This window comes from Sphaerochaeta sp. S2 (genome assembly GCF_016406725.1).
Classification (GTDB): domain Bacteria; phylum Spirochaetota; class Spirochaetia; order Sphaerochaetales; family Sphaerochaetaceae; genus Sphaerochaeta.
Genome location: NZ_JAEKNT010000086.1, coordinates 1 through 18,344, shown reverse-complemented (window position 1 = coordinate 18,344; position 18,344 = coordinate 1). Strand labels below are relative to the sequence as shown.

Sequence of the window (18,344 nt, the reverse complement as noted above, 5' to 3'; positions counted from 1 at the left end):
GTACGGCTGTCAGAATTGTCAAGGCTAAACCCATCTGTTATCTTGGCTTACAGTACAAGTTGTTCAACAGATTGTTAATAATTGTGCTTTCAGAAGACGAAACAAAACCGCTGTCATTACAACAGCGGCTTTGCCCATACGGGCATATACTACAGGTGAAGAGACCCAATAGAGGCTTATTTCTCCTCTTTGTCCTTCTTCTCAGCCTTCTTGGCTGGTTTTGAGGCCTTCTTTTCAGTCTTCTGTTCAGATTTCTTCTCAGTCTTCTTCTCAGCTTTCTTTTCAGTCTTCTTTTCGGCCTTCTTCTCGGGCTTTGAAGTTTTCTCCACCAGCTCGAGGATTACCATCTCGGCAGCGTCTCCGAGACGATTGCCGGTCTTCAGGACACGGGTGTAACCGCCCTTCCGCTCGACAAACAAGGGAGCGATCTCTGTGAAGAGCTTTGCAACAATTGCTTCATCATAAATGTCCCGTGCAATCTGGCGGCGATTGGCCACATTGTCAACTTTAGCACGGGTGATCATTTTCTCAGCCATTTTGCGTACTTCCAGAGCCTTTGCCTTGGTGGTCTCAATCCGCTCATATCTGAACAGACTGGTCACCATGTTGCGCTTCAAAGCTTTGCGGTGAGCAGAGCTTCTATTAAGCGCATTGAATCCAATCTTATGCTTCATTCTCTTCTTCCTTGTTCCCTGGTACTTTGATTGCAGTTTTCAGGACACTGTAGTCGGTCATCCCAAGGCTGAGATTCCACTCCTTCAGTTTTTCCTTAATTTCCTGGAGGCTCTTCTTGCCGAAGTTCCTCGTTTTTGCAATCTCTTCCTCAGTCTTCTTGGTGAGATCGCCGATGGTTCGGATGTTTGCGTTCTTCAGACAGTTGCTGGAGCGTACTGTCAATTCAAGCTCCTCAACGGAAGTGTTGAGAATCTTGCGGACGCGTTCCTCCTCTTCATCAACTTCGTCATTGTTGTTGATCAACGTTTCATCAAAGTTAATAAAGATCTGGAAATAATCCTTTGCAATCTTAGCAGCCTCTGCAAGCGCATTCTGAGGAATAATCGTACCATCAGTGTAGATTTCCAGTGTAAGCTTGTCATAATCACTACGATAGCCGACACGGGTGGGTTCAATCGAATACTTTACGCGGGTAACCGGTGAGAAGCTGGCATCGATGGGGATGGTCCCAATCTCTTCCACATACTTCTCGTTGATTTCAGACGGGACATAGCCCCTACCAAGGTCTATCTGAACTTCCATCTCGATGTTGGCATCATCCATCATCGTGAAAAGAACCAGATCCTTGTTGGTGATCTCAACCTGGTCACGCTCGAAGTTTGCACCGGTCACAACGCCGGGTCCCTTACACTCGATGAGGAGGTTTGTACCCTCCGAGTCATCGGGCATCTTGATCTGCAGTTTTTTGAGCGAGGCAATGATATCCGCGATATCTTCGCGAACACCGGGAAGCTGCTCATACTCACTTGAGATCAAGTGGGGAACACCATCTTCATTGAAGCTGGTGAACTTTACGGCAGTGACGGCATACCCCTGGATCGATGAGAGGAGTACCCTCCTAAGCGTGTTACCGATCGTGGTACCAAAGCCTCTCTCAAACGGATAAGCGATGAATTTCCCATAGTTCGGCTCAACTGCGCTATGTTCGAAGGTGATCCCCTTGGGCTTCTTAAAGCCCTTCAGAAGGTTTTTGCGTGCCATGGTTACTCCTTATCTGGAATACAACTCGACAACCAGCTGCTCGTTTATCTTTTCGAGCTCGGTGACTTCACTTCTTCTCGGAACTGCGATGAAAGTGCCTTTCATGGCATCTACATCGAGGTTCAGCCACTGGCATACGCCACTTTTGGTGTATTCCTTGAGGTTTTCTTTAATAATCAACATCTTCTGACCACTCTTGCCTACGGAAACCTCATCACCTGGGCGAAGGCGGTAAGAAGGAATGGAAACACGCTTGCCATTCACGAAAACATGTCCGTGATTAACCAGCTGTGCAGCCTGACTGCGGCTGGAAGCAAAGTGGAGTCTAAACACCACGTTATCAAGCCTCTGCTCAAGAAGCATGATCAAGTTTTCACCGGTCTTACCGGGAAGTCTTGTTGCCTCATTGAAGGTAAGCTTGAACTGCTTTTCAAGCATGCAATAGGTTCTTTTCAGTTTCTGCTTCTCGCGCAACTGCAGACCGTAGTCGGTCGGCTTCTTGGAGCGCGCGCGGGGATCCTTACCAGGAAGCCCAGTGGACTTGATGTCATTAAGCGGGCACTTGCCACTGTGGCATCGATCACCCTTGAGGAACAACTTCGTCCTCTCTGCTCTACAATATCTGCACTTAGGTCCAGTATATCTAGCCATGTATCTGCTCTCTCCTCATCAGACTCTTCTACTCTTGCGAGGTCTGCATCCATTGTGTGGGATGGGGGTGACATCACGAATGGAACGGACCTTAAGCCCGAGCACACCCAACGTCCTGATGGCGCTCTCACGTCCAACACCGGGTCCCTTCACAAATACGTTCACTTCCTGCAATCCACTATCCATAGCAGCCTTGGCAGCCTTTTCGGCAGTGGTCTGTGCTGCATAGGGAGTGGACTTCTTAGCGCCACGGAAACCAAGTCCACCGGCACTAGCCCAAGATACCGCATTCCCGTTCAGATCGGTAACGGTAACAATGGTATTGTTAAAGGTCGCCTGAATATAGACATTGCCTTCATATACCGTTTTCTTGACTTTACGTTTAATAGTAGCCATGTGCTATCTGCTCCTTATTTCTTCTTGGACGCAACGGTCTTCTTCTTACCCTTGCGAGTACGGGCATTGGTTTTTGTCCTCTGTCCGTTAACGGGAAGACCCTTACGATGACGAAGGCCACGATAGCAACCGATGTCCATAAGGCGCTTGATGTTCAGAGCGACCTCTGTTCTCAGACGTCCTTCTACTTTGTACTCTTCCTCGATCACCTTGCGCAATACTGCCAGGTCATCACTGGAAAGGGTATTAATACTTGTATCGGGATCAATTTTTGTTTTTTCACAAATCTCAACCGCCGAAAACCTACCAATCCCATAAATATAGGTTAAGGCGATTTTTACTGCCTTGTTCGGCAAATCTACACCTGCAATTCTCGCCATTCATGGCCTCCTGAATTTCTCTAATAGAGTGGAAGGCTTGCGCCGAACCCTGTTTATCTCTGTCTCTGCTTGTGCTTGGGGTTCTCACAAATAATGCGGACCACCCCATTCCGTCTGACTACTTTGCACTTGTCACAAATCGGTTTGACACTTGCTCTTACTTTCATGTTCTAGCTCCTAGCCTAAATGTGTTTCGACTTCCTCTTCTTGCCGTCAACATTGAAACCATCGTAGTGGTGCATCTTCATAACACCTTCAATCTGTCGCATGGTATCCAAGTCAACACCGACAAGAATCAGTAGTGACGTTCCACCGAAAAGCATTGCAACAGATGCAGGGAAGTTGAAGAACATCTGCACCAGCGTAGGAATCAAGGCAATGAAAGCCAAGAACAGGGAGCCAGGGAGAACAATGCGGTTAAGCACCTTAGTAAGGTACTCTTCAAGTTTCTCGGAACGTACGCCGGGAACTGAACCACCATTCTCACGAATCTGTTTGGCCATCTCCACCGGGTTCATTGAAACCTGGGTATAGAAGAAGGCAAACCCTATGATCAACAGGGCGTAGATAATCAGATAGGGGGCACCCTGTGGATTCAACCAATTAGCGAAGGCAGCAAGCCACCTCACCTCTTGTCCCAAAGTAGTTGCGATCTGCAACGGGAAGGAAAGCAAAGCACTTGCAAAGATTACCGGGATAACACCTGATGGGTTGACCTTGATTGGGATGTACGTACTTTGTGCACCGTACATCTTACGGCCTACCACACGCTTGGCATAGTTCACGGGAATCTTTCTTACGCCCTGCTCTTCATACACGACGAGAGCAACAACAACTAAGAACATTACAAAGACCACCAAGACGACGATTGGGTTCAGAACACCCGCGGAGATGCTCTGGAACAGAACCGATACGGCCTCGGGAAATCTTGCTACAATACCGGCGAAGATCAACAGACTGATACCGTTTCCGATACCCCACTGGGTGATCTTGTTACCGATCCAAATCAGCAGCATGGAACCGGTCGTTACGGTAAGCATAGCTACCAATGTGAACGGAACAGTACTCATTGTCATCACGCCGGGAATGGAGTTGGCGTAGATGGTTACTACATACGACTGAATCAGACAAACTACAATCGTACCATATCTGGTGTACTGCTGAATCTTCTTATGCCCGGATGGGTCCTGGGCCAGCTTCTTCAGTGAAGGGATAACCAACATCAACAGCTGCACAATAATCTGTGTGCTGATGTACGGCATGACACCCAACATAAACAGAGAAAAGTTGGAGAACGCACCACCCGAAAAGAAGTTCAGATATTCGGTAAGACCGATATTTGAATCTGAACTCTGGGATAGAAAAAACAGTTTCAGAACTTCCGGATCAATCCCAGGAATAGGAATCACTGCCCCGATCCTGCTGACAATCAGCAGGCTTAGGGTAATGAAAATCTTTTTCCGGAGATCCTTGATTCTATACATCTCAACTAAGGAGTTTGCCATAAAGCCCTTCTTTGTTATTTAATCTCGCCACCCGCAGCTGTAATCTTCTCGATTGCAGTAGCGGAAACCTTCAAACCGTCAATGACTACCTTCTTGGTAAGTTCTCCATTACACAGAACTTTCGCCTGTGTATTGTGCCCCTTGACCAACCCAACGTCCTTCAAGGCGTCGAGGGTAACTACATCTCCATCTTCGAAGTTAGCAGAAATTACATCAAGGGAGACAACGGCATACTCTTTCTTAAATACACTGTTGGAAAAACCTCTACGGGCAACACGGCGATACAAAGGCATCTGTCCGCCTTCGAAGCCGAGACGAACACCACCGCCGGAGCGAGAATTCTGTCCGTCATGACCCCTACCGCAGGAGCGACCCTTCGAGGACGCGCCACGCCCTACGATTGTCTTTTTCTTATTGGCACCTTTCGGTGCATGAATCTGTCCCATCTTACATCTCCTCGACTTTCACAAGGTGTGCTACTACACGGACCATCCCAAGCGTAGCGGGAGTAGCATCGTGTACAACCGAGCTGGAAATCTTGCCAAGTCCGAGAGCCTTCACCGTTCTGCGCTGCTTAGGCAGTGAACCGGAAAGTCCTCTGACAAGGGTAACCTTGATTTTCTTTGCGTCAGCCATCTCTTACCCCCACATCTCATTCAGGGACTTGCCCCGATTCTTTGCAACCACTTTGGCATCGAAAAGATTCTCGAAACCATCAAAGGCAGCTTTAACCGTATTGATTGCATTCTTGGAGCCAAGTGACTTGCCCTGGATATCAGAAATACCACAGACGTCACAAATAGCGCGGACTGCACCACCGGCAATAACACCCGTACCAGGTCTTGCAGGCTTCAAGAGCACACTTCCACTCTTGTAGTTTCCCAAGATCTCGTGAGGAATAGTTGTCTTCTTCATCGGTACAACAATCATGCTTGACTTAGCACGATCGACAGCCTTTCTGATCGCCTCAGTGACGTCATTGGCCTTACCGAAACCATATCCAACCTTACCATTCTGGTCACCAACGACTACCAGTGCGGAGAAGGAGAACCTTCTACCACCCTTGACAACCTTGGCAACACGGTTCAGCTTGATCAGCTTCTCGACATACCCGTCGTTCTTATCTCTATCTCTATCTCTCGATCTATCCACAGTATCCCCCTAGAACTTTACGCCAACTTTGCGTGCGCCATCTGCGATGCTCTTGACAACTCCGTGGAACAGATAGCCATTACGATCAAACACACAGGTGTCGATCTGCTTCTCGAGCATTCTCTTACCAATGGTTTCCCCGAGTTTTGCTGCATCTTCTACCGTGTTCTTCAAGCCCTTGAGCTCTTTCTCCATGGTGCTAGCAGCAACGAGGGTGTTACCAGCTACATCGTCGATGACCTGTACATACATGTGGGAATTGCTGCGAAACACGCTCATTCTCGGCCTACTTGCAGTACCGGAAATGTGCTTTCGAATATGATACTTACGACGAGCAAGTTTCCTTCTTTTATCGATAACTCTATTCATCTTATCTACCTACCCACTATTTCTTAGCAGAAGCTGTCTTACCAGCCTTGCGCCTGATTACCTCGTCCTCATACCGAATTCCCTTACCCTTATATGGTTCAGGTTCTCGGAGGGAACGGATCTCTGCACAAGTCTGCCCGACGAGCTGCTTGTCGATACCGCTGATGGTAACCTTATTGGGGTTTTCCACGGTAGCAGTGATTCCCTGGGGAAGTACAACTTCAATCAATTCGGAGTACCCGAGGTTGAGGGTCAGGATGTTGGCCTTCAGGTCAGCACGGAAACCGACACCGTTGATCATGAGGGTCTTGGAGAATCCCTTGGACACTCCAATAACCATGTTGTTAACCAACTGGCGGTAGAGGCCCTGGAAGCTATTGCTTTCCTTGGACTCATCCTTGGGAACCACGCTAATTTCGGATTCCTTGATGTTGATCACAACCTCAGGACGGGTTGGGCAGCTGAGCTTTCCTTTCGGACCTTCGACATTAATCAAACCACCGTTGATGGCAACTTTGACCCCTTGCGGTACTGTGATTGGCAATTTTCCAACTCTGGACATTTCTTTACCACCTTACCAAATAGAGCAGATCAGCTCGCCACCGACCTTGTTCTCTGTAGCCTTCTTCCCGGTGATGACACCCGAAGAAGTAGACACTACAACGACGCCATGTCCGTTGTACACACGGGGCATCTCACGATAGCCGGTGTAAACACGACGGCCAGGGGTGCTGATGCGTTGAATCCCATGGAGTACTGGACTCTGATTATCATCATACTTCAGGAAAACTCGGATATAGGAAATCCCATCCTTGGTCACCTTCTTGAAGTTCTTGATATATCCTTCATTCTTTAGAATCTTCACTATCTGAAGCTTCATCTTGGAAGTAGAAACATCTACTTTCTCATGCTTGGCCATGTTAGCATTTCTAACCTTAGTCAGCATATCAGCTACTGGATCACTTACAGCCATTTTTCTCTCCTACCAACTGGATTTGGTAACACCAGGAATCTGGCCTTCACTAGCCAATTTACGGAAACAGATCCTGCACATGTCGAATTGGCGCATATAGCCATGGGGTCTGCCGCAAATTCTGCAGCGATTGACGTGTCTGGTGCTGAACTTAGGCTCTCTCTTGGCCTTTACGATCATTGATTTCTTTGCCATATGTCTCTTACCCCTTATTTACTGAAGGGCATGCCAAGCTTTGCGAGCAGGGCGTAGCCTTCTTCATCGGTCTTTGCGGTCGTTACAATGGCGACATTCAAACCGCTGACGCGTTCGATCTTATCGAAGTCAATCTCAGGGAAAATAATCTGCTCGGTAATACCGAGTGAGTAGTTCCCATGCCCATCAAAAGCATTGGGCTTGACACCTCTAAAGTCCTTAACGCGGGGAAGAGCGATGCTGATCAGCCTCTCCAGGAAGAACCACATGTTTTCACCACGTAGAGTCACCATAGCACCAATTTCATACCCTTCACGAACCTTGAAGTTTGCGATGGACTTTTTGGCCTTGGTTTTCAATACATGCTGACCGGTGATCTGCTCAAGCTCCTTGACAGCAGCATCGAGGAGCTTCTTATTGGTAATGGCTTCGCCGACACCGACACTGACAACAACCTTCTCGAGAGCGGGGATCTGCATTTTGGAGCTATAGCCAAAATCTTCAAACAGAGCAGGAGCTACTGTTTCCAGGTATTTTTTCTTAAGGTTTGGTATAAACTTTTCCATTAGATTACTTCCCCGGTTTTCTTGGCATAACGGACTTTCTTGCCGCTTTCATCAAACTTGTACCCAATCCTTGTAGTTTCACCTTTTCCGGTGACGTAAGCTACATTTGAAACATGGATTGGTGCCTCAATTTCCACGATGCCGCCCTTGTCCTGCTGGTTTTTCTTGCGCATGGACTTTTTCACCATGTTGGCACCCTGGACAACGACTCTCTCTTTCTCACGGTCTACCTTCACGATCTTGCCTGACTTACCTTTGTCCTTACCAGCAATAATCATTACGGTGTCGTTCTTCTTAAGCTTCATGTGTATACTCCTACAACACTTCCGGCGCGAGAGAAACAATCTTCATGTACCTATCACGCAGCTCTCTGGCTACGGGTCCGAAGATACGCTTACCGCGCGGGTTATTGTTGGCATCGATGATAACGCATGCGTTGTCATCGAACCTGATATAGGTACCGTCAGGTCTGCGGTATTCCTTCTTCGTTCGGACAATGACTGCCCTCATGACGTCACCTTTTTTGATGGCGCCGTTAGGCAATGCGGTCTTTACGGCCACAACAATAATGTCACCAACACCGGCAACATAGCGATGGCTTCCGCCAAGAACCTTGATGCACTGCACTCGCTTTGCACCACTGTTATCCGCTACATTCAAATAGGTCTGCATCTGTACCATATCGTCTCTCTCCTATTAGCGAGCGCGCTCGACGATCTGCACGAGACGCCAGCACTTATCTTTGCTGATGTGGCGGCATTCCAAAACACGTACGGTGTCGCCGATATTTGCCTCGTTCCTCTCATCATGTGCCTTCACCTTTTTGGTGGTAGTCACATACTTCTTATACAGGGGATGCAGTCTTCTTGAGGAAACAGCAACGACAATCGTCTTATCCATCTTGTCACTGACCACCCGGCCGGTAAAACTTTTTTTATTAGCTTCCATCTGAATCGCTCTCCCTTACTTTGCCACGTTCCGAATTCCAAGTTCATACTCACGAATTCGGGTATTCACACGAGCGATGTTCCTCCTGACGGTACGAACAGCAAGTGGATTCTCCACATGTCCGAGCACTCTTCCCATACGAAGGTCGAAGTACTCCTTGTGAAGTTGCTCCTTCTTGGCTACCAGCTCGTCAAGGGTCAAATCTTTATATGAATTCTTCATACTCTTACTCCACTTCCCTTCTGGCGACAAACTTCGTCTTGACCGGAAGCTTGGAAGCTGCGAGCTCCAAAGCCTCACGAGCGAGCTCTTCAGGAACGCCACCCATTTCAAACATCACAGCGCCGGTCTTCACGACAGCGACCCAACCTTCGGGGTTACCCTTACCGTTTCCCTGTCTGGTTTCAGCGGGCTTCTTGGTATAGGGCATGTCAGGGAAAATCCTGATCCATACCTTACCACCACGCTTAATGTGACGGGTCATGGCGATACGGGCTGCCTCAATCTGGCGATTGGTGATCCACTTCGGCTCAAGTGCGAGCAAACCGAATTCACCGAAAGCAATGGTAGTCCCGCGATGTGCAACACCATCAGTGGTGCCACGCTGTTTCTTTCTGTGTTTAATTCTCTTTGGACTAAGCATGGCCTACTAACTCCTTGCCTCAACACCTTCGCTCTTGGTCGGCTTTCTCACCAAACCACCGGCGTCGTTCTTGACTGCACGATCGTAGATCTCACCGTTGTAAACCCACACTTTGACGCCAATGACACCAAAGGAGGTATTAGCTGTGGTGAATCCATAGTCGATGTCACTGCGCAGCGTGTGAAGGGGAATTCTTCCTTCCTTCATCCACTCCGAGCGTGCAATTTCTGCACCACCGATACGACCGGAGAGCCGGATCTTAACACCCTGAGCACCATTCTGCATTGCTTTGGAAACAGCCATCTTCATTGAGCGGCGGAATGAACCACGACTCACGAGCTGTCTAGCAACGTTTAAGGCAATCAGCTGGGCATCAGCCTCTGGCTTCTTGATTTCCTTGATCTTGATCTGCACCTTCTTGTCAGAGAGTTTCTGGAGACGTGCTCCAAGCTTCTCGACATTTGCACCCTTGCTACCAATGATGATACCAGGGCGGCTGGTGGTGATCACAATCGTAATGCGCTGGGGCTTACGGATGATTTCAACATCCGAAATCTCAGCACCCTGGACTTCAGGGCATTCAACCAAAGCCTTTCTCAGCTTCAGATCTTCATGCAGAGTGTCCGCATACTCCCTGGGGTCCACATACCATTTGGACTTCCAGGTCTTGTTGACTCCAAGACGGAGCCCAATAGGATTAACTTTCTGGCCCATTTACTTCCTCACGCTTGCTTTTTCGTCAACGACGACGGTAATGTGTGACATCCTCTTAAGCAGAATATCCCGTCTTCCATGGGATCTCGGCCAGACTCTCTTGAGCCTTGGGCCCTCGTTAACCTGCAACTCCTTGATCACAAGATTCTCTTCGTCGATCTTCTTGTTCTGATCAAGCGCATTTGCACAAGCGGATTGCAAAACTTTCAGGATCAGATTTGATCCCTTCTGAGGCATAGCCTCAAGAATTGCTACTGCTTCCACATACGACTTATTCCGAACAAGATTGGCGACCGGGCGAACCTTGGAAGGAGATACCATCAGAAATTTGGCAGTTGCTGAATAACCTTGTTTATCTTCCATCTTACTACCCATACCGCTTACCCAACCTTCTTGTCGGAAGCATGACCGCGGAAAATTCTGGTGGGAGAAAACTCACCGAGTTTGTGTCCAACCAAGTTCTCCGTCACATATACTGGAATCCAGGTTTTTCCGTTATACACAGAAATCGTGAATCCCACCATTTCAGGGATGATCGTAGAACAGCGGGAATAAGTCTTGATCATCTGCTTCTGATTAGTCTTAAGAGACTCCTGAATCCTCTTATACAGTTTCTTTTCAATAAAAGGACCTTTTTTGATTGATCTAGCCACTTTCTACTCCTACTTCCGCTTCTTAACGATGAATGCACCGGAAGGTTTCTTCTTGGAACGGGTCTTTCCACCCTTTGCCGGCTTACCCCATGGGGACACAGGGTTACGTCCTGCAGCAGTCTTACCTTCACCACCACCATGTGGGTGATCGATCGGGTTCATTGCTACACCACGTACCTTCGGCCGTCTTCCAAGGTGGCGACTTGCACCAGCCTTTCCGAGCGTGACGTTCATATGATCTTCGTTGCCAAGCTGCCCGAGGGTAGCGTAGCACTCACCAAACACCATGCGCATTTCGCCTGAAGGCAAGCGGAGGGTGACATAGTCTCCTTCCTTAGCAACCAGGGTAGCTCCCAAACCAGCGCTGCGGACAAGCTGTCCACCACGACCGAGGGTTAACTCCACATTATGCACCACCAGGCCAAGAGGAACTTTCTTCAAAGGAAGAGCATTTCCTACCTGAATTGGGGCTTCTGGTCCACTGATAACAGTGGTTCCAACCTTGATACCCCTTGGAGCAATCATGTAGCGCTTCTCACCATCGGCATAAAATACCAATGCAATGTTTGCACTGCGGTTCGGATCGTATTCGATTGTCTTCACAACACCGGGAATCCCGTATTTGTCGCGTTTGAAATCGATAGTACGATATGCACGCTTATGGCCACCGCCTCTACGGCGAACACTGATGCGCCCTAAGGTATCCCGACCTGCCTTTTTGTTAAGACCACTGGTCAACGACTTCTCAGGCTTGCTGGCAGTCAGCTCGCTGAAGACCAAAGTGGTCTTCTGGCGAAGGCCGGGAGTATTGGGCTTGTATGATTTAAGTGCCATAATCCAACTTCTCCTTATACGCCTTCGATGGCCTGGATGGTATCACCCTTGGCCAGGGTTACGACAGCCTTCTTCCAGTTACCGGTGTTACCAAGGATGGAACCACCCTTACCGCGGGAATACTTTGGCTTGCCCTTCACAATCATCACGTTACAAGCTGCAACCTCAACACCAAAGAGCTCTTTAACAGCTGCCATGATCTGATACTTGTTGCTGTCCATACGGACCTTGAACGAATACTTCTTTGTTTCGCCCTCACGAGCAAGATTGGTCTTCTCACTCAGGACGGGTTCAATAATAACTTGGTCTGCTCTCATTTCCGGTCCCCTTATTTGTCGCCGTAGAATTCATTCAAATTCTTAGCAGCCCCTTCCAGAACCAGGAGCTTTCTCCCGTACAACAACTCCTTAGCAGAAAGCCTGTTGTAAGAAAGAACACGCAGGTACGGAATGTTCCTTGCAGCACGGCGCACCATTGCATCGTCATCTTTAAGGATCAGAATGGTTCTGCTCTCATCCTCGACGAAGTTCTTAAGAATCTTATCAAGATCCCTGGTTTTGCCACTTTCGATGGAGAAATCCTCTACAACAACGAGACGATCCTCCTTGACTCCCATAGACAACAGGCTCTTCATTGCAAGCCTCTTCATCTTCTTGGGGAGGGTAATACTATAATCGCGCGGCTTGGGTCCAAAAATCGTTCCACCACCAACTCTGACAGGGCTTTTCTTGTCACCGGCACGTGCGTTACCAGTACCCTTCTGTTTGTATGGCTTATTATTGCTGTATCTGACCTCTGCGCGGGTCTTAGTACTTGCAGTACCAACACGGTGGTTTGCAAGCTCGCTGTTTACGGCATAATAAATGGTACCATCACTTACCTCTCTGTTGAACACTTCATCATTCAACACGAGGGTTCGGACCTCTTTGCCGTCGATTGAAAAGACTTTCGTTTCCATATATCTCGCCCCTACTTCTTGATCGCTTTCTTGACGATGACGACACTCTGGGCGGGGCCAGGGATAGCACCCTTAACCATAAGGACCTGCATCTCTTCATCGACACGGACTACCTTCAGGTTCTGGACCGTCGTCCTCTCATTACCCATGTGGCCAGCCATCCGAGTACCTTTGAATGTGCGGGAAGGGGTGGAAGACATTGACGTACCGCCGATGTCGCGATGGAATTTGGAACCGTGGGTAGCACGACCGCCCTTAAAGCCATGTCGTTTCATACCGCCGGCAAAACCCTTACCTTTAGAAGTCCCGGTGACATCCACAAAGGAGATGTCCTTAAATATATCCACGCCCAACACCTCGCCGACTGCGACCTCACGGTCATAGTCACGGAATTCCATAACATGCTGCTTTGGTTCACATACTTCCTTGAACTGTCCAGCATATGGTTTGGTGATAGTGCTTTTCTTCTTGTCAATCGAACCCAATACAGCAGCAGAATATCCATTCTTCTCCTCATTGCGGTCCGAGACAACAACGTTGCCCTCTATTTTTATTACAGTCACGGGTGTGAGCCTGCCTTGCGCATCAAACACCTGTGTCATTCCAACTTTTTTGCCGATAAGCCCTAACATCTCTTACCTCAACTCTCTTACTGTTTAATCTCTACATCCACACCGGCAGGGAGCTCAAGCTTCATGAGGGCATCCATGACTTTTGATGTAGGATCCAAAATGTCTATCAACCTTTTGTGGGTTCTCATCTCAAATTGTTCACGAGACTTTTTGTTGACAAAGGGCGATCTCAGGACAGTGTACTTGTTGATACGGGTCGGGAGAGGTACAGGACCTGACACTGTAGCACCAGCCCTGACAACGGTATCTACGATAGCTTTTGAACTCTGTTCAACCAGCTCAATATCAAAACCTCTCAGCCTAACTCGAATTCTCTCTTTAGCCATTATTCCTCCAAAAAACGGGCCTTGCCACCATCATCTGATGATGGCAAGACATTCGTTGGTAACGTTATTCAACGATCTCGGTAACCTGGCCGGAAGCAACGGTTCTACCACCTTCGCGGATAGCGAAGCGGAGTCCCTTGTCCATGGCGACAGGGTGAATGAGTTCAACATTGATGTCGGTGTGATCCCCAGGCAGAACCATCTGCTTGTCTTCAGGCAGGGTTACCGTACCAGTGATGTCAGTGGTGCGGAAATAGAACTGCGGGCGATAGCCGCTGAAGAATGGGGAGTGACGACCACCCTCGTCCTTGCTCAGTACGTATACAGTACCGGAGAACTTGGCGTGGGGATTGATGGACTTGGGCTTTGCCAAAACCTGGCCGCGAACAACGTCCTTCTTGTCAACACCACGAAGCAGTGCGCCGATGTTATCACCAGCCTGACCTTCGTCGAGCAACTTGTTGAACATCTCAACACCAGTAACAACAGTGTCACGGGTGTCACGAATACCAACAATTGAAGCAGGATCGTTGACCTTGATGATACCACGCTCGATACGACCGGTAACAACAGTACCACGGCCGGAGATGGAGAAGATATCCTCAATCGGCATCAAGAAGGGCTGGTCAACAGCACGCTCAGGAAGCGGAATGAAGGTATCCATAGCTTCAAGCAGCTCGTCGAGACACTTGGTCTTCTCGGGCTCATCAGGATTGCTCATTGCTTCGAATGCAGAACCGCGAATGACAGGAGTATTTGCACCGTCGAAGCCATACTCATTGAGCAGGTCGCGCATTTCTTCTTCAACAAGGTCGATCAATTCAGGATCGTCAACCTGGTCAGTCTTGTTGATGAAAACGATCAAGCAAGGTACACCAACCTGGCGTGCGAGCAGGATGTGCTCTTTGGTCTGTGCCATAGCACCGTCAGTTGCTGCAACGACGATGATGGCGCCGTCCATCTGTGCAGCACCGGTGATCATGTTCTTGATGTAGTCAGCGTGTCCCGGGCAGTCAACGTGTGCATAGTGTCTATTAGGAGACTGATACTCAACGTGTCTGGTGTTAATGGTAATACCACGCTCTTTTTCCTCAGGGGCGTTGTCGATTGAATCGTAAGCAAGTGCCTTATCGCCAAACAGCTTTGCACAGTGCATGGAAATTGCTGCGGTAAGGGTAGTCTTACCATGGTCAACGTGACCGATGGTGCCTACGTTTACGTGTGGCTTCGTCCTCTGAAATTTCTCTTTTGCCATCATTTCCTCCTTGTGACATCCAATGTTAGTCACAAAAAATAATTAATATGTGCTCATAAAGGCCCAAAGCCTTTACCATTTCGATTGAGACAAACTAATTACAGGGAAACAAAACATAAGAGGATTCCAGAGGTCGGCAGGCCTGGAGGACCCATCCTGACGACATAGTATAAGTTTATAAAAAACTTGGTACTGCCTGAAACCACCTTATCATTGCTCCAGCAATAATCGGTTTGGCTCTACATACTGCCACATAGACGTACCTATGCGGACACCTTTAGCAATATACGGGAAAGCAGTTTTTATGTCAAGCGATTAGGAATAATTCTATAAAGATAAAGAAAAACCGGCTCTTCACAGTGGGAAAGCCGGCCTTTTTTGGTTTTTTTGTTACCAACGGTAATGACTGAAAGCCTTGTTGGCCTCTGCCATTCTGTGGGTATCTTCCTTCTTCTTGAAGGCAGAACCGGTATTCTGGTAGGCATCCAGGAGCTCAGCACCAAGTTTCTCGGCCATGCTGTGCCCATTACGGGAACGAGCAGCGGCGATAATCCAGCGCATTGCAAGGGCCTCACGGCGATTCTCACGAACCTCCACAGGAACCTGATAGGTTGCACCACCAACACGGCGGCTCTTGACCTCAACAACCGGCTTTACATTATCCAAGGCCTTGAGGAAGACATCAAGCGGCTTTTCACCGGTCTTCTCACCAATGGTCAACATGGCATTGTAAATGATCCTGGTGCTGAGGGACTTCTTTCCATCGTACATCATGCGACGGATGAACTTTTCAACAATAACACTCCCATATACGGGATCCGGCAACACTTCCCTGACGGGAGCAGTAGTTCTTCTTGACATATTCCAACTCCTCCCTTATCAAGCCTTGGGCTTCTTGGCGCCGTATTTGGAGCGGCTTCTCTTACGATCTGCAACACCAAGGGTATCCTTGGCACCACGAACAATGTGATAGCGAACACCGGGAAGGTCCTTGACCTTTCCACCACGAAGGAGTACTACCGAGTGCTCCTGCAGGTTATGTCCGATACCGGGGATATAGGCGGTAACTTCAATACCATTGGAAAGACGCACACGTGCGACCTTTCTCAAAGCAGAGTTCGGCTTCTTCGGGGTTACGGTCATGACCCTGGTGCATACACCACGCTTCTGGGGACAACCTTCGAGGGCTGGGGACTTTGTCTTCTGGACAATGGTCTTTCTACCCTTTCTGATCAGCTGATTAATAGTAGGCATCTTATCGACACACTCCCTTTTCTTTCTTTGACCCACTGCTTCTCACAAACACAGGGATCTGCGCCACCCCTACGGGCAACACGTCATATGTAAAATCCGTACCCAGCATGGACACAGCGGTGTGGTTTTACACGGTCCGGCAAGGCTGCATATGCGCCAACAGGCGCATAGGTCAATCCTCGTCGGAATCGTCCACATCCACGGTATCACCCACGGATTTCATGTCTGCCAAATCTTCAACGTCAAATTCATCGTCTGCGATCATCTCTTGGTGCCGGGAAGCCTTTACTGCATCAACTCTCTGCTGCAGTTTCAGCAACTCCTCATCCTTGAGTTTAACATCGCGATAAAGGCGCATACCAGTTCCCGCAGGAATCAGGTGACCAATGATGACGTTCTCTTTCAAACCACGCAACTCATCTTTACTACCAGCTATTGCTGCATTTGTCAAGACCTTGGTTGTCTCCTGGAAGGATGCCGCACTGATGAATGAGTCGATACTCAAGGACGCTCGCGTAATACCAAGCAGCAGTGGCTGTGCAACAGCAGGCTCACCACCTTCAGCAATTACCCGGTCGTTCTCCTCAAAGAACCGATACTTATCCACCTGCTGGCCGTGGATCAAATTGGTATCACCAACATGAACTACCTCGACCTTGCGCAGCATCTGCCTGACAATAACTCCCAAGTGCTTGTCGTTGATCTGTACTCCCTGCATTCGATAGACTTCCTGAACTTCATCCACGAGGAAGGACTGCAGTGCATTCTCTCCAAGGATATCAAGGATGTCATGGGGATCGACAGATCCATCACACAAAGGCTCAGCAGCTTCGACGGAATCACCATCACGGACCAACAGGTTTCTTCCCATCGGTACCATATGCTTGTATTCATTACCGAACGGGTCAGTTACCAAGATGGTACGCTTACCCTTTACGATATTGCCAAAGCTAATTAAGCCAGCAACCTGAGCAAGGATTGCAGCGTTCTTCGGCCGGCGAGCCTCGAACAACTCACCAACACGGGGAAGACCACCGGTAATATCCTTCGTTTTGGTCCCTTCTTTAAGCAACTTGGCGAGAATCATACCCTTGTCAATCTTCACATTGTCCTGGGTCTGGATATAGGATCCACCAGGCAACAAGTAAACTGCAAGAATATCTCCCTTTCCATGTTCCTCACTGGTAATCTCAATACGAGGCTGCAAGGACTCAAGGCTATGCTCGGTAATCTTCTTCTCGATATTACCGGTTTCCTCATTCACCTCTTCAACCAACGTGGTTCCCAGCTTGATATCAACAAAGTGGGAGAATCCTCCCTCTTCGGCAATAACCGGCTCACTGAACGGGTCAAATGTCACGAGCGGAGTTTTTGGTTCCAAATAGTCCCCACTCCCAACCAAGAGCTCTGAACCAGCCTTCACCACCTGCGTGGTGGAGTGCCCGATCAAATATACCTTGGACTCGTATATTCTGACGGTTCCGTTCTCTTCACTTGCAACCACTTCCCCGTCCTTTTCATAGAACGGAGTACCCTTGGCTACAATATGGCCATCTTCAACAAGAAGCTTGTCGTAGGAGGATGCATCTATGATGGAGTTCACACGGAAGTATTCGATATGGCCCTTACGGGTGAACACTTCCATCTTGTCACTCTCACGGATAACCCTTGAGCCAGTAATGGCACCGATGACAATCGGATAGTTGAAGGTGAGCTTGTTCTCCTCGGAACTGGTAGATGCAGTACCACCAACGTGGAACGTACGCATGGTAAGCTGGGTACCTGGCTGGCCAATCGACTGGGCAGCGATGATACCTACAGCCTCACCGATTACTACCGGCCGGTTTGTGGCAAGGTTACGACCATAGCACTTACGGCATACGCCATGCTTAGCCTCACAGGTGAGCACCGTCTTCAGGAGGACCTGTTCAATACCAGCTTCCTCAATCTTTCGGGCAGTGATCTCATCAATTTCCTCATTTGCAGTGGCGATGACTTCACGGGTAAATGGATGCAAGACATCCTCAACCGGACAGCGCCCTACAATGCGGTCTGCAAGGTTCTCAACGATTTCATCACCATCCTTGAGTGCTCCACGCCAGATACCATTGATGGTGTGACAGTCATCCTCATTGACCACAACGTCTTGGCTGATATCAACCAGACGACGAGTGAGATAACCTGCCTCAGCAGTCTTCAATGCGGTATCGGAAAGGCCCTTACG

At 48.7% G+C, this 18,344-nt stretch carries 31 protein-coding genes and 1 pseudogene; all 32 read right to left on the bottom strand.

Annotation, left to right across the window (positions count from 1 at the left end):
• Positions 1-176: 176 nt before the first annotated feature.
• Positions 177-674, bottom strand: a complete 498-nt coding sequence (gene rplQ, locus JF818_RS02375) for a 50S ribosomal protein L17 (protein ID WP_198890387.1) — start codon at positions 672-674, stop codon at positions 177-179.
• Positions 664-1,716: a DNA-directed RNA polymerase subunit alpha gene (locus JF818_RS02370; RefSeq protein WP_198890386.1), complete on the bottom strand. Its 1,053-nt coding sequence runs from the start codon at positions 1,714-1,716 to the stop codon at positions 664-666. The genes rplQ and JF818_RS02370 overlap by 11 nt, the downstream gene beginning before the upstream one ends.
• Before the next feature lie 9 nt (positions 1,717-1,725).
• Positions 1,726-2,367, bottom strand: a complete 642-nt coding sequence (rpsD, locus tag JF818_RS02365; protein ID WP_198890385.1) for a 30S ribosomal protein S4 — start codon at positions 2,365-2,367, stop codon at positions 1,726-1,728.
• Between the two features lie 18 nt (positions 2,368-2,385).
• Positions 2,386-2,763 carry a 30S ribosomal protein S11 gene (rpsK, locus tag JF818_RS02360; protein WP_198890384.1) on the bottom strand — a complete coding sequence of 126 codons (378 nt, stop codon included), beginning with the start codon at positions 2,761-2,763 and terminating at the stop codon, positions 2,386-2,388.
• Between the two features lie 14 nt (positions 2,764-2,777).
• On the bottom strand, positions 2,778-3,143 hold the full coding sequence (gene rpsM / locus JF818_RS02355; RefSeq protein WP_198890383.1) for a 30S ribosomal protein S13: 366 nt from the start codon (positions 3,141-3,143) through the stop codon (positions 2,778-2,780).
• 53 nt (positions 3,144-3,196) lie between these two features.
• Positions 3,197-3,310, bottom strand: coding sequence for a 50S ribosomal protein L36 (rpmJ, locus tag JF818_RS02350; RefSeq protein ID WP_198890382.1), 114 nt, complete (start codon positions 3,308-3,310; stop codon positions 3,197-3,199).
• A 15-nt stretch (positions 3,311-3,325) separates the two neighbouring features.
• Positions 3,326-4,648 carry a preprotein translocase subunit SecY gene (gene secY, locus JF818_RS02345; RefSeq protein WP_198890381.1) on the bottom strand — a complete coding sequence of 441 codons (1,323 nt, stop codon included), beginning with the start codon at positions 4,646-4,648 and terminating at the stop codon, positions 3,326-3,328.
• A 14-nt stretch (positions 4,649-4,662) separates the two neighbouring features.
• Positions 4,663-5,094 (bottom strand): 50S ribosomal protein L15, encoded by a 432-nt coding sequence (rplO, locus tag JF818_RS02340; RefSeq protein ID WP_198890380.1) that lies wholly within the window; start codon positions 5,092-5,094, stop codon positions 4,663-4,665.
• Position 5,095: 1 nt separating this feature from the next.
• A complete protein-coding gene (rpmD, locus tag JF818_RS02335; protein ID WP_198890379.1) occupies positions 5,096-5,284 on the bottom strand; it encodes a 50S ribosomal protein L30 in 189 nt (62 codons plus the stop codon).
• A gap of 3 nt (positions 5,285-5,287) precedes the next feature.
• Complete coding sequence (gene rpsE, locus JF818_RS02330) at positions 5,288-5,800, bottom strand: 30S ribosomal protein S5 (protein WP_198890378.1); 513 nt, start codon at positions 5,798-5,800, stop codon at positions 5,288-5,290.
• A gap of 9 nt (positions 5,801-5,809) precedes the next feature.
• Positions 5,810-6,169, bottom strand: coding sequence for a 50S ribosomal protein L18 (gene rplR / locus JF818_RS02325; protein ID WP_198890377.1), 360 nt, complete (start codon positions 6,167-6,169; stop codon positions 5,810-5,812).
• A gap of 16 nt (positions 6,170-6,185) precedes the next feature.
• Entirely contained in the window at positions 6,186-6,731 is a 546-nt protein-coding gene (gene rplF / locus JF818_RS02320) for a 50S ribosomal protein L6 (protein ID WP_198890376.1), read from the bottom strand.
• Positions 6,732-6,743: 12 nt separating this feature from the next.
• On the bottom strand, positions 6,744-7,142 hold the full coding sequence (gene rpsH / locus JF818_RS02315; protein WP_198890375.1) for a 30S ribosomal protein S8: 399 nt from the start codon (positions 7,140-7,142) through the stop codon (positions 6,744-6,746).
• 9 nt (positions 7,143-7,151) lie between these two features.
• A complete protein-coding gene (locus JF818_RS02310) occupies positions 7,152-7,337 on the bottom strand; it encodes a type Z 30S ribosomal protein S14 (RefSeq protein WP_198890374.1) in 186 nt (61 codons plus the stop codon).
• Positions 7,338-7,351: 14 nt separating this feature from the next.
• Positions 7,352-7,903 (bottom strand): 50S ribosomal protein L5, encoded by a 552-nt coding sequence (rplE, locus tag JF818_RS02305; RefSeq protein ID WP_198890373.1) that lies wholly within the window; start codon positions 7,901-7,903, stop codon positions 7,352-7,354.
• Positions 7,903-8,208 carry a 50S ribosomal protein L24 gene (gene rplX / locus JF818_RS02300; RefSeq protein ID WP_117329443.1) on the bottom strand — a complete coding sequence of 102 codons (306 nt, stop codon included), beginning with the start codon at positions 8,206-8,208 and terminating at the stop codon, positions 7,903-7,905. Before rplX ends, rplE begins: the two co-directional genes overlap by 1 nt.
• Before the next feature lie 10 nt (positions 8,209-8,218).
• Positions 8,219-8,584, bottom strand: coding sequence for a 50S ribosomal protein L14 (gene rplN / locus JF818_RS02295; protein ID WP_198890372.1), 366 nt, complete (start codon positions 8,582-8,584; stop codon positions 8,219-8,221).
• A 15-nt stretch (positions 8,585-8,599) separates the two neighbouring features.
• Entirely contained in the window at positions 8,600-8,851 is a 252-nt protein-coding gene (gene rpsQ / locus JF818_RS02290) for a 30S ribosomal protein S17 (protein WP_198890371.1), read from the bottom strand.
• 15 nt (positions 8,852-8,866) lie between these two features.
• Positions 8,867-9,073 carry a 50S ribosomal protein L29 gene (gene rpmC, locus JF818_RS02285; protein WP_117329440.1) on the bottom strand — a complete coding sequence of 69 codons (207 nt, stop codon included), beginning with the start codon at positions 9,071-9,073 and terminating at the stop codon, positions 8,867-8,869.
• Positions 9,074-9,077: 4 nt separating this feature from the next.
• Positions 9,078-9,494, bottom strand: a complete 417-nt coding sequence (gene rplP / locus JF818_RS02280; RefSeq protein ID WP_198890370.1) for a 50S ribosomal protein L16 — start codon at positions 9,492-9,494, stop codon at positions 9,078-9,080.
• Positions 9,495-9,500: 6 nt separating this feature from the next.
• Entirely contained in the window at positions 9,501-10,208 is a 708-nt protein-coding gene (gene rpsC / locus JF818_RS02275; protein ID WP_198890369.1) for a 30S ribosomal protein S3, read from the bottom strand.
• Positions 10,209-10,571 (bottom strand): 50S ribosomal protein L22, encoded by a 363-nt coding sequence (rplV, locus tag JF818_RS02270; protein WP_198890368.1) that lies wholly within the window; start codon positions 10,569-10,571, stop codon positions 10,209-10,211.
• A 17-nt stretch (positions 10,572-10,588) separates the two neighbouring features.
• On the bottom strand, positions 10,589-10,861 hold the full coding sequence (gene rpsS, locus JF818_RS02265; RefSeq protein ID WP_198890367.1) for a 30S ribosomal protein S19: 273 nt from the start codon (positions 10,859-10,861) through the stop codon (positions 10,589-10,591).
• A gap of 9 nt (positions 10,862-10,870) precedes the next feature.
• Positions 10,871-11,695 carry a 50S ribosomal protein L2 gene (rplB, locus tag JF818_RS02260; protein WP_198890366.1) on the bottom strand — a complete coding sequence of 275 codons (825 nt, stop codon included), beginning with the start codon at positions 11,693-11,695 and terminating at the stop codon, positions 10,871-10,873.
• A 14-nt stretch (positions 11,696-11,709) separates the two neighbouring features.
• Complete coding sequence (rplW, locus tag JF818_RS02255) at positions 11,710-12,012, bottom strand: 50S ribosomal protein L23 (protein ID WP_198890365.1); 303 nt, start codon at positions 12,010-12,012, stop codon at positions 11,710-11,712.
• A gap of 11 nt (positions 12,013-12,023) precedes the next feature.
• On the bottom strand, positions 12,024-12,653 hold the full coding sequence (rplD, locus tag JF818_RS02250) for a 50S ribosomal protein L4 (RefSeq protein WP_198890364.1): 630 nt from the start codon (positions 12,651-12,653) through the stop codon (positions 12,024-12,026).
• Positions 12,654-12,664: 11 nt separating this feature from the next.
• Positions 12,665-13,285, bottom strand: coding sequence for a 50S ribosomal protein L3 (gene rplC, locus JF818_RS02245; protein WP_198890363.1), 621 nt, complete (start codon positions 13,283-13,285; stop codon positions 12,665-12,667).
• 17 nt (positions 13,286-13,302) lie between these two features.
• Positions 13,303-13,611, bottom strand: a complete 309-nt coding sequence (rpsJ, locus tag JF818_RS02240; RefSeq protein WP_117329431.1) for a 30S ribosomal protein S10 — start codon at positions 13,609-13,611, stop codon at positions 13,303-13,305.
• Positions 13,612-13,675: 64 nt separating this feature from the next.
• Positions 13,676-14,866, bottom strand: coding sequence for an elongation factor Tu (gene tuf, locus JF818_RS02235; protein ID WP_198890362.1), 1,191 nt, complete (start codon positions 14,864-14,866; stop codon positions 13,676-13,678).
• Positions 14,867-15,256: 390 nt separating this feature from the next.
• Positions 15,257-15,727, bottom strand: a complete 471-nt coding sequence (gene rpsG / locus JF818_RS02230) for a 30S ribosomal protein S7 (RefSeq protein ID WP_198890361.1) — start codon at positions 15,725-15,727, stop codon at positions 15,257-15,259.
• An 18-nt stretch (positions 15,728-15,745) separates the two neighbouring features.
• Positions 15,746-16,120 (bottom strand): 30S ribosomal protein S12, encoded by a 375-nt coding sequence (rpsL, locus tag JF818_RS02225; RefSeq protein ID WP_198890360.1) that lies wholly within the window; start codon positions 16,118-16,120, stop codon positions 15,746-15,748.
• 172 nt (positions 16,121-16,292) lie between these two features.
• Positions 16,293-18,344: pseudogene (locus JF818_RS02220) on the bottom strand (DNA-directed RNA polymerase subunit beta'); the annotation flags it as partial.

Excerpts from the sequence above, each read along its gene's own strand:
- rplP (WP_198890370.1), bottom strand. The coding sequence starts at position 9,494 with ATGCTTAGTCCAAAGAGAATTAAACACAGAAAGAAACAGCGTGGCACC.
- rplQ (WP_198890387.1), bottom strand. The coding sequence starts at position 674 with ATGAAGCATAAGATTGGATTCAATGCGCTTAATAGAAGCTCTGCTCAC.
- rpsC (WP_198890369.1), bottom strand. The coding sequence starts at position 10,208 with ATGGGCCAGAAAGTTAATCCTATTGGGCTCCGTCTTGGAGTCAACAAG.
- rpsQ (WP_198890371.1), bottom strand. The coding sequence starts at position 8,851 with ATGGAAGCTAATAAAAAAAGTTTTACCGGCCGGGTGGTCAGTGACAAG.
- rpsL (WP_198890360.1), bottom strand. The coding sequence starts at position 16,120 with ATGCCTACTATTAATCAGCTGATCAGAAAGGGTAGAAAGACCATTGTC.
- tuf (WP_198890362.1), bottom strand. The coding sequence starts at position 14,866 with ATGGCAAAAGAGAAATTTCAGAGGACGAAGCCACACGTAAACGTAGGC.
- rplX (WP_117329443.1), bottom strand. The coding sequence starts at position 8,208 with ATGAAGCTTAAGAAGAACGACACCGTAATGATTATTGCTGGTAAGGAC.
- rplC (WP_198890363.1), bottom strand. The coding sequence starts at position 13,285 with ATGTTAGGGCTTATCGGCAAAAAAGTTGGAATGACACAGGTGTTTGAT.
- secY (WP_198890381.1), bottom strand. The coding sequence starts at position 4,648 with ATGGCAAACTCCTTAGTTGAGATGTATAGAATCAAGGATCTCCGGAAA.
- rplN (WP_198890372.1), bottom strand. The coding sequence starts at position 8,584 with ATGGTACAGATGCAGACCTATTTGAATGTAGCGGATAACAGTGGTGCA.
- rpsG (WP_198890361.1), bottom strand. The coding sequence starts at position 15,727 with ATGTCAAGAAGAACTACTGCTCCCGTCAGGGAAGTGTTGCCGGATCCC.
- rplD (WP_198890364.1), bottom strand. The coding sequence starts at position 12,653 with ATGGAAACGAAAGTCTTTTCAATCGACGGCAAAGAGGTCCGAACCCTC.
- rpsD (WP_198890385.1), bottom strand. The coding sequence starts at position 2,367 with ATGGCTAGATATACTGGACCTAAGTGCAGATATTGTAGAGCAGAGAGG.
- JF818_RS02370 (WP_198890386.1), bottom strand. The coding sequence starts at position 1,716 with ATGGCACGCAAAAACCTTCTGAAGGGCTTTAAGAAGCCCAAGGGGATC.
- rpmJ (WP_198890382.1), bottom strand. The coding sequence starts at position 3,310 with ATGAAAGTAAGAGCAAGTGTCAAACCGATTTGTGACAAGTGCAAAGTA.
- rplB (WP_198890366.1), bottom strand. The coding sequence starts at position 11,695 with ATGGCACTTAAATCATACAAGCCCAATACTCCCGGCCTTCGCCAGAAG.
- rplF (WP_198890376.1), bottom strand. The coding sequence starts at position 6,731 with ATGTCCAGAGTTGGAAAATTGCCAATCACAGTACCGCAAGGGGTCAAA.
- rpsM (WP_198890383.1), bottom strand. The coding sequence starts at position 3,143 with ATGGCGAGAATTGCAGGTGTAGATTTGCCGAACAAGGCAGTAAAAATC.
- rpmD (WP_198890379.1), bottom strand. The coding sequence starts at position 5,284 with ATGGCTGACGCAAAGAAAATCAAGGTTACCCTTGTCAGAGGACTTTCC.
- rpsJ (WP_117329431.1), bottom strand. The coding sequence starts at position 13,611 with ATGGCTAAAGAGAGAATTCGAGTTAGGCTGAGAGGTTTTGATATTGAG.
- rplV (WP_198890368.1), bottom strand. The coding sequence starts at position 10,571 with ATGGAAGATAAACAAGGTTATTCAGCAACTGCCAAATTTCTGATGGTA.
- rpsH (WP_198890375.1), bottom strand. The coding sequence starts at position 7,142 with ATGGCTGTAAGTGATCCAGTAGCTGATATGCTGACTAAGGTTAGAAAT.
- rplR (WP_198890377.1), bottom strand. The coding sequence starts at position 6,169 with ATGAATAGAGTTATCGATAAAAGAAGGAAACTTGCTCGTCGTAAGTAT.
- rplE (WP_198890373.1), bottom strand. The coding sequence starts at position 7,903 with ATGGAAAAGTTTATACCAAACCTTAAGAAAAAATACCTGGAAACAGTA.
- rplW (WP_198890365.1), bottom strand. The coding sequence starts at position 12,012 with ATGAGAGCAGACCAAGTTATTATTGAACCCGTCCTGAGTGAGAAGACC.
- rplO (WP_198890380.1), bottom strand. The coding sequence starts at position 5,094 with ATGGGACAGATTCATGCACCGAAAGGTGCCAATAAGAAAAAGACAATC.
- JF818_RS02310 (WP_198890374.1), bottom strand. The coding sequence starts at position 7,337 with ATGGCAAAGAAATCAATGATCGTAAAGGCCAAGAGAGAGCCTAAGTTC.
- rpmC (WP_117329440.1), bottom strand. The coding sequence starts at position 9,073 with ATGAAGAATTCATATAAAGATTTGACCCTTGACGAGCTGGTAGCCAAG.
- rpsK (WP_198890384.1), bottom strand. The coding sequence starts at position 2,763 with ATGGCTACTATTAAACGTAAAGTCAAGAAAACGGTATATGAAGGCAAT.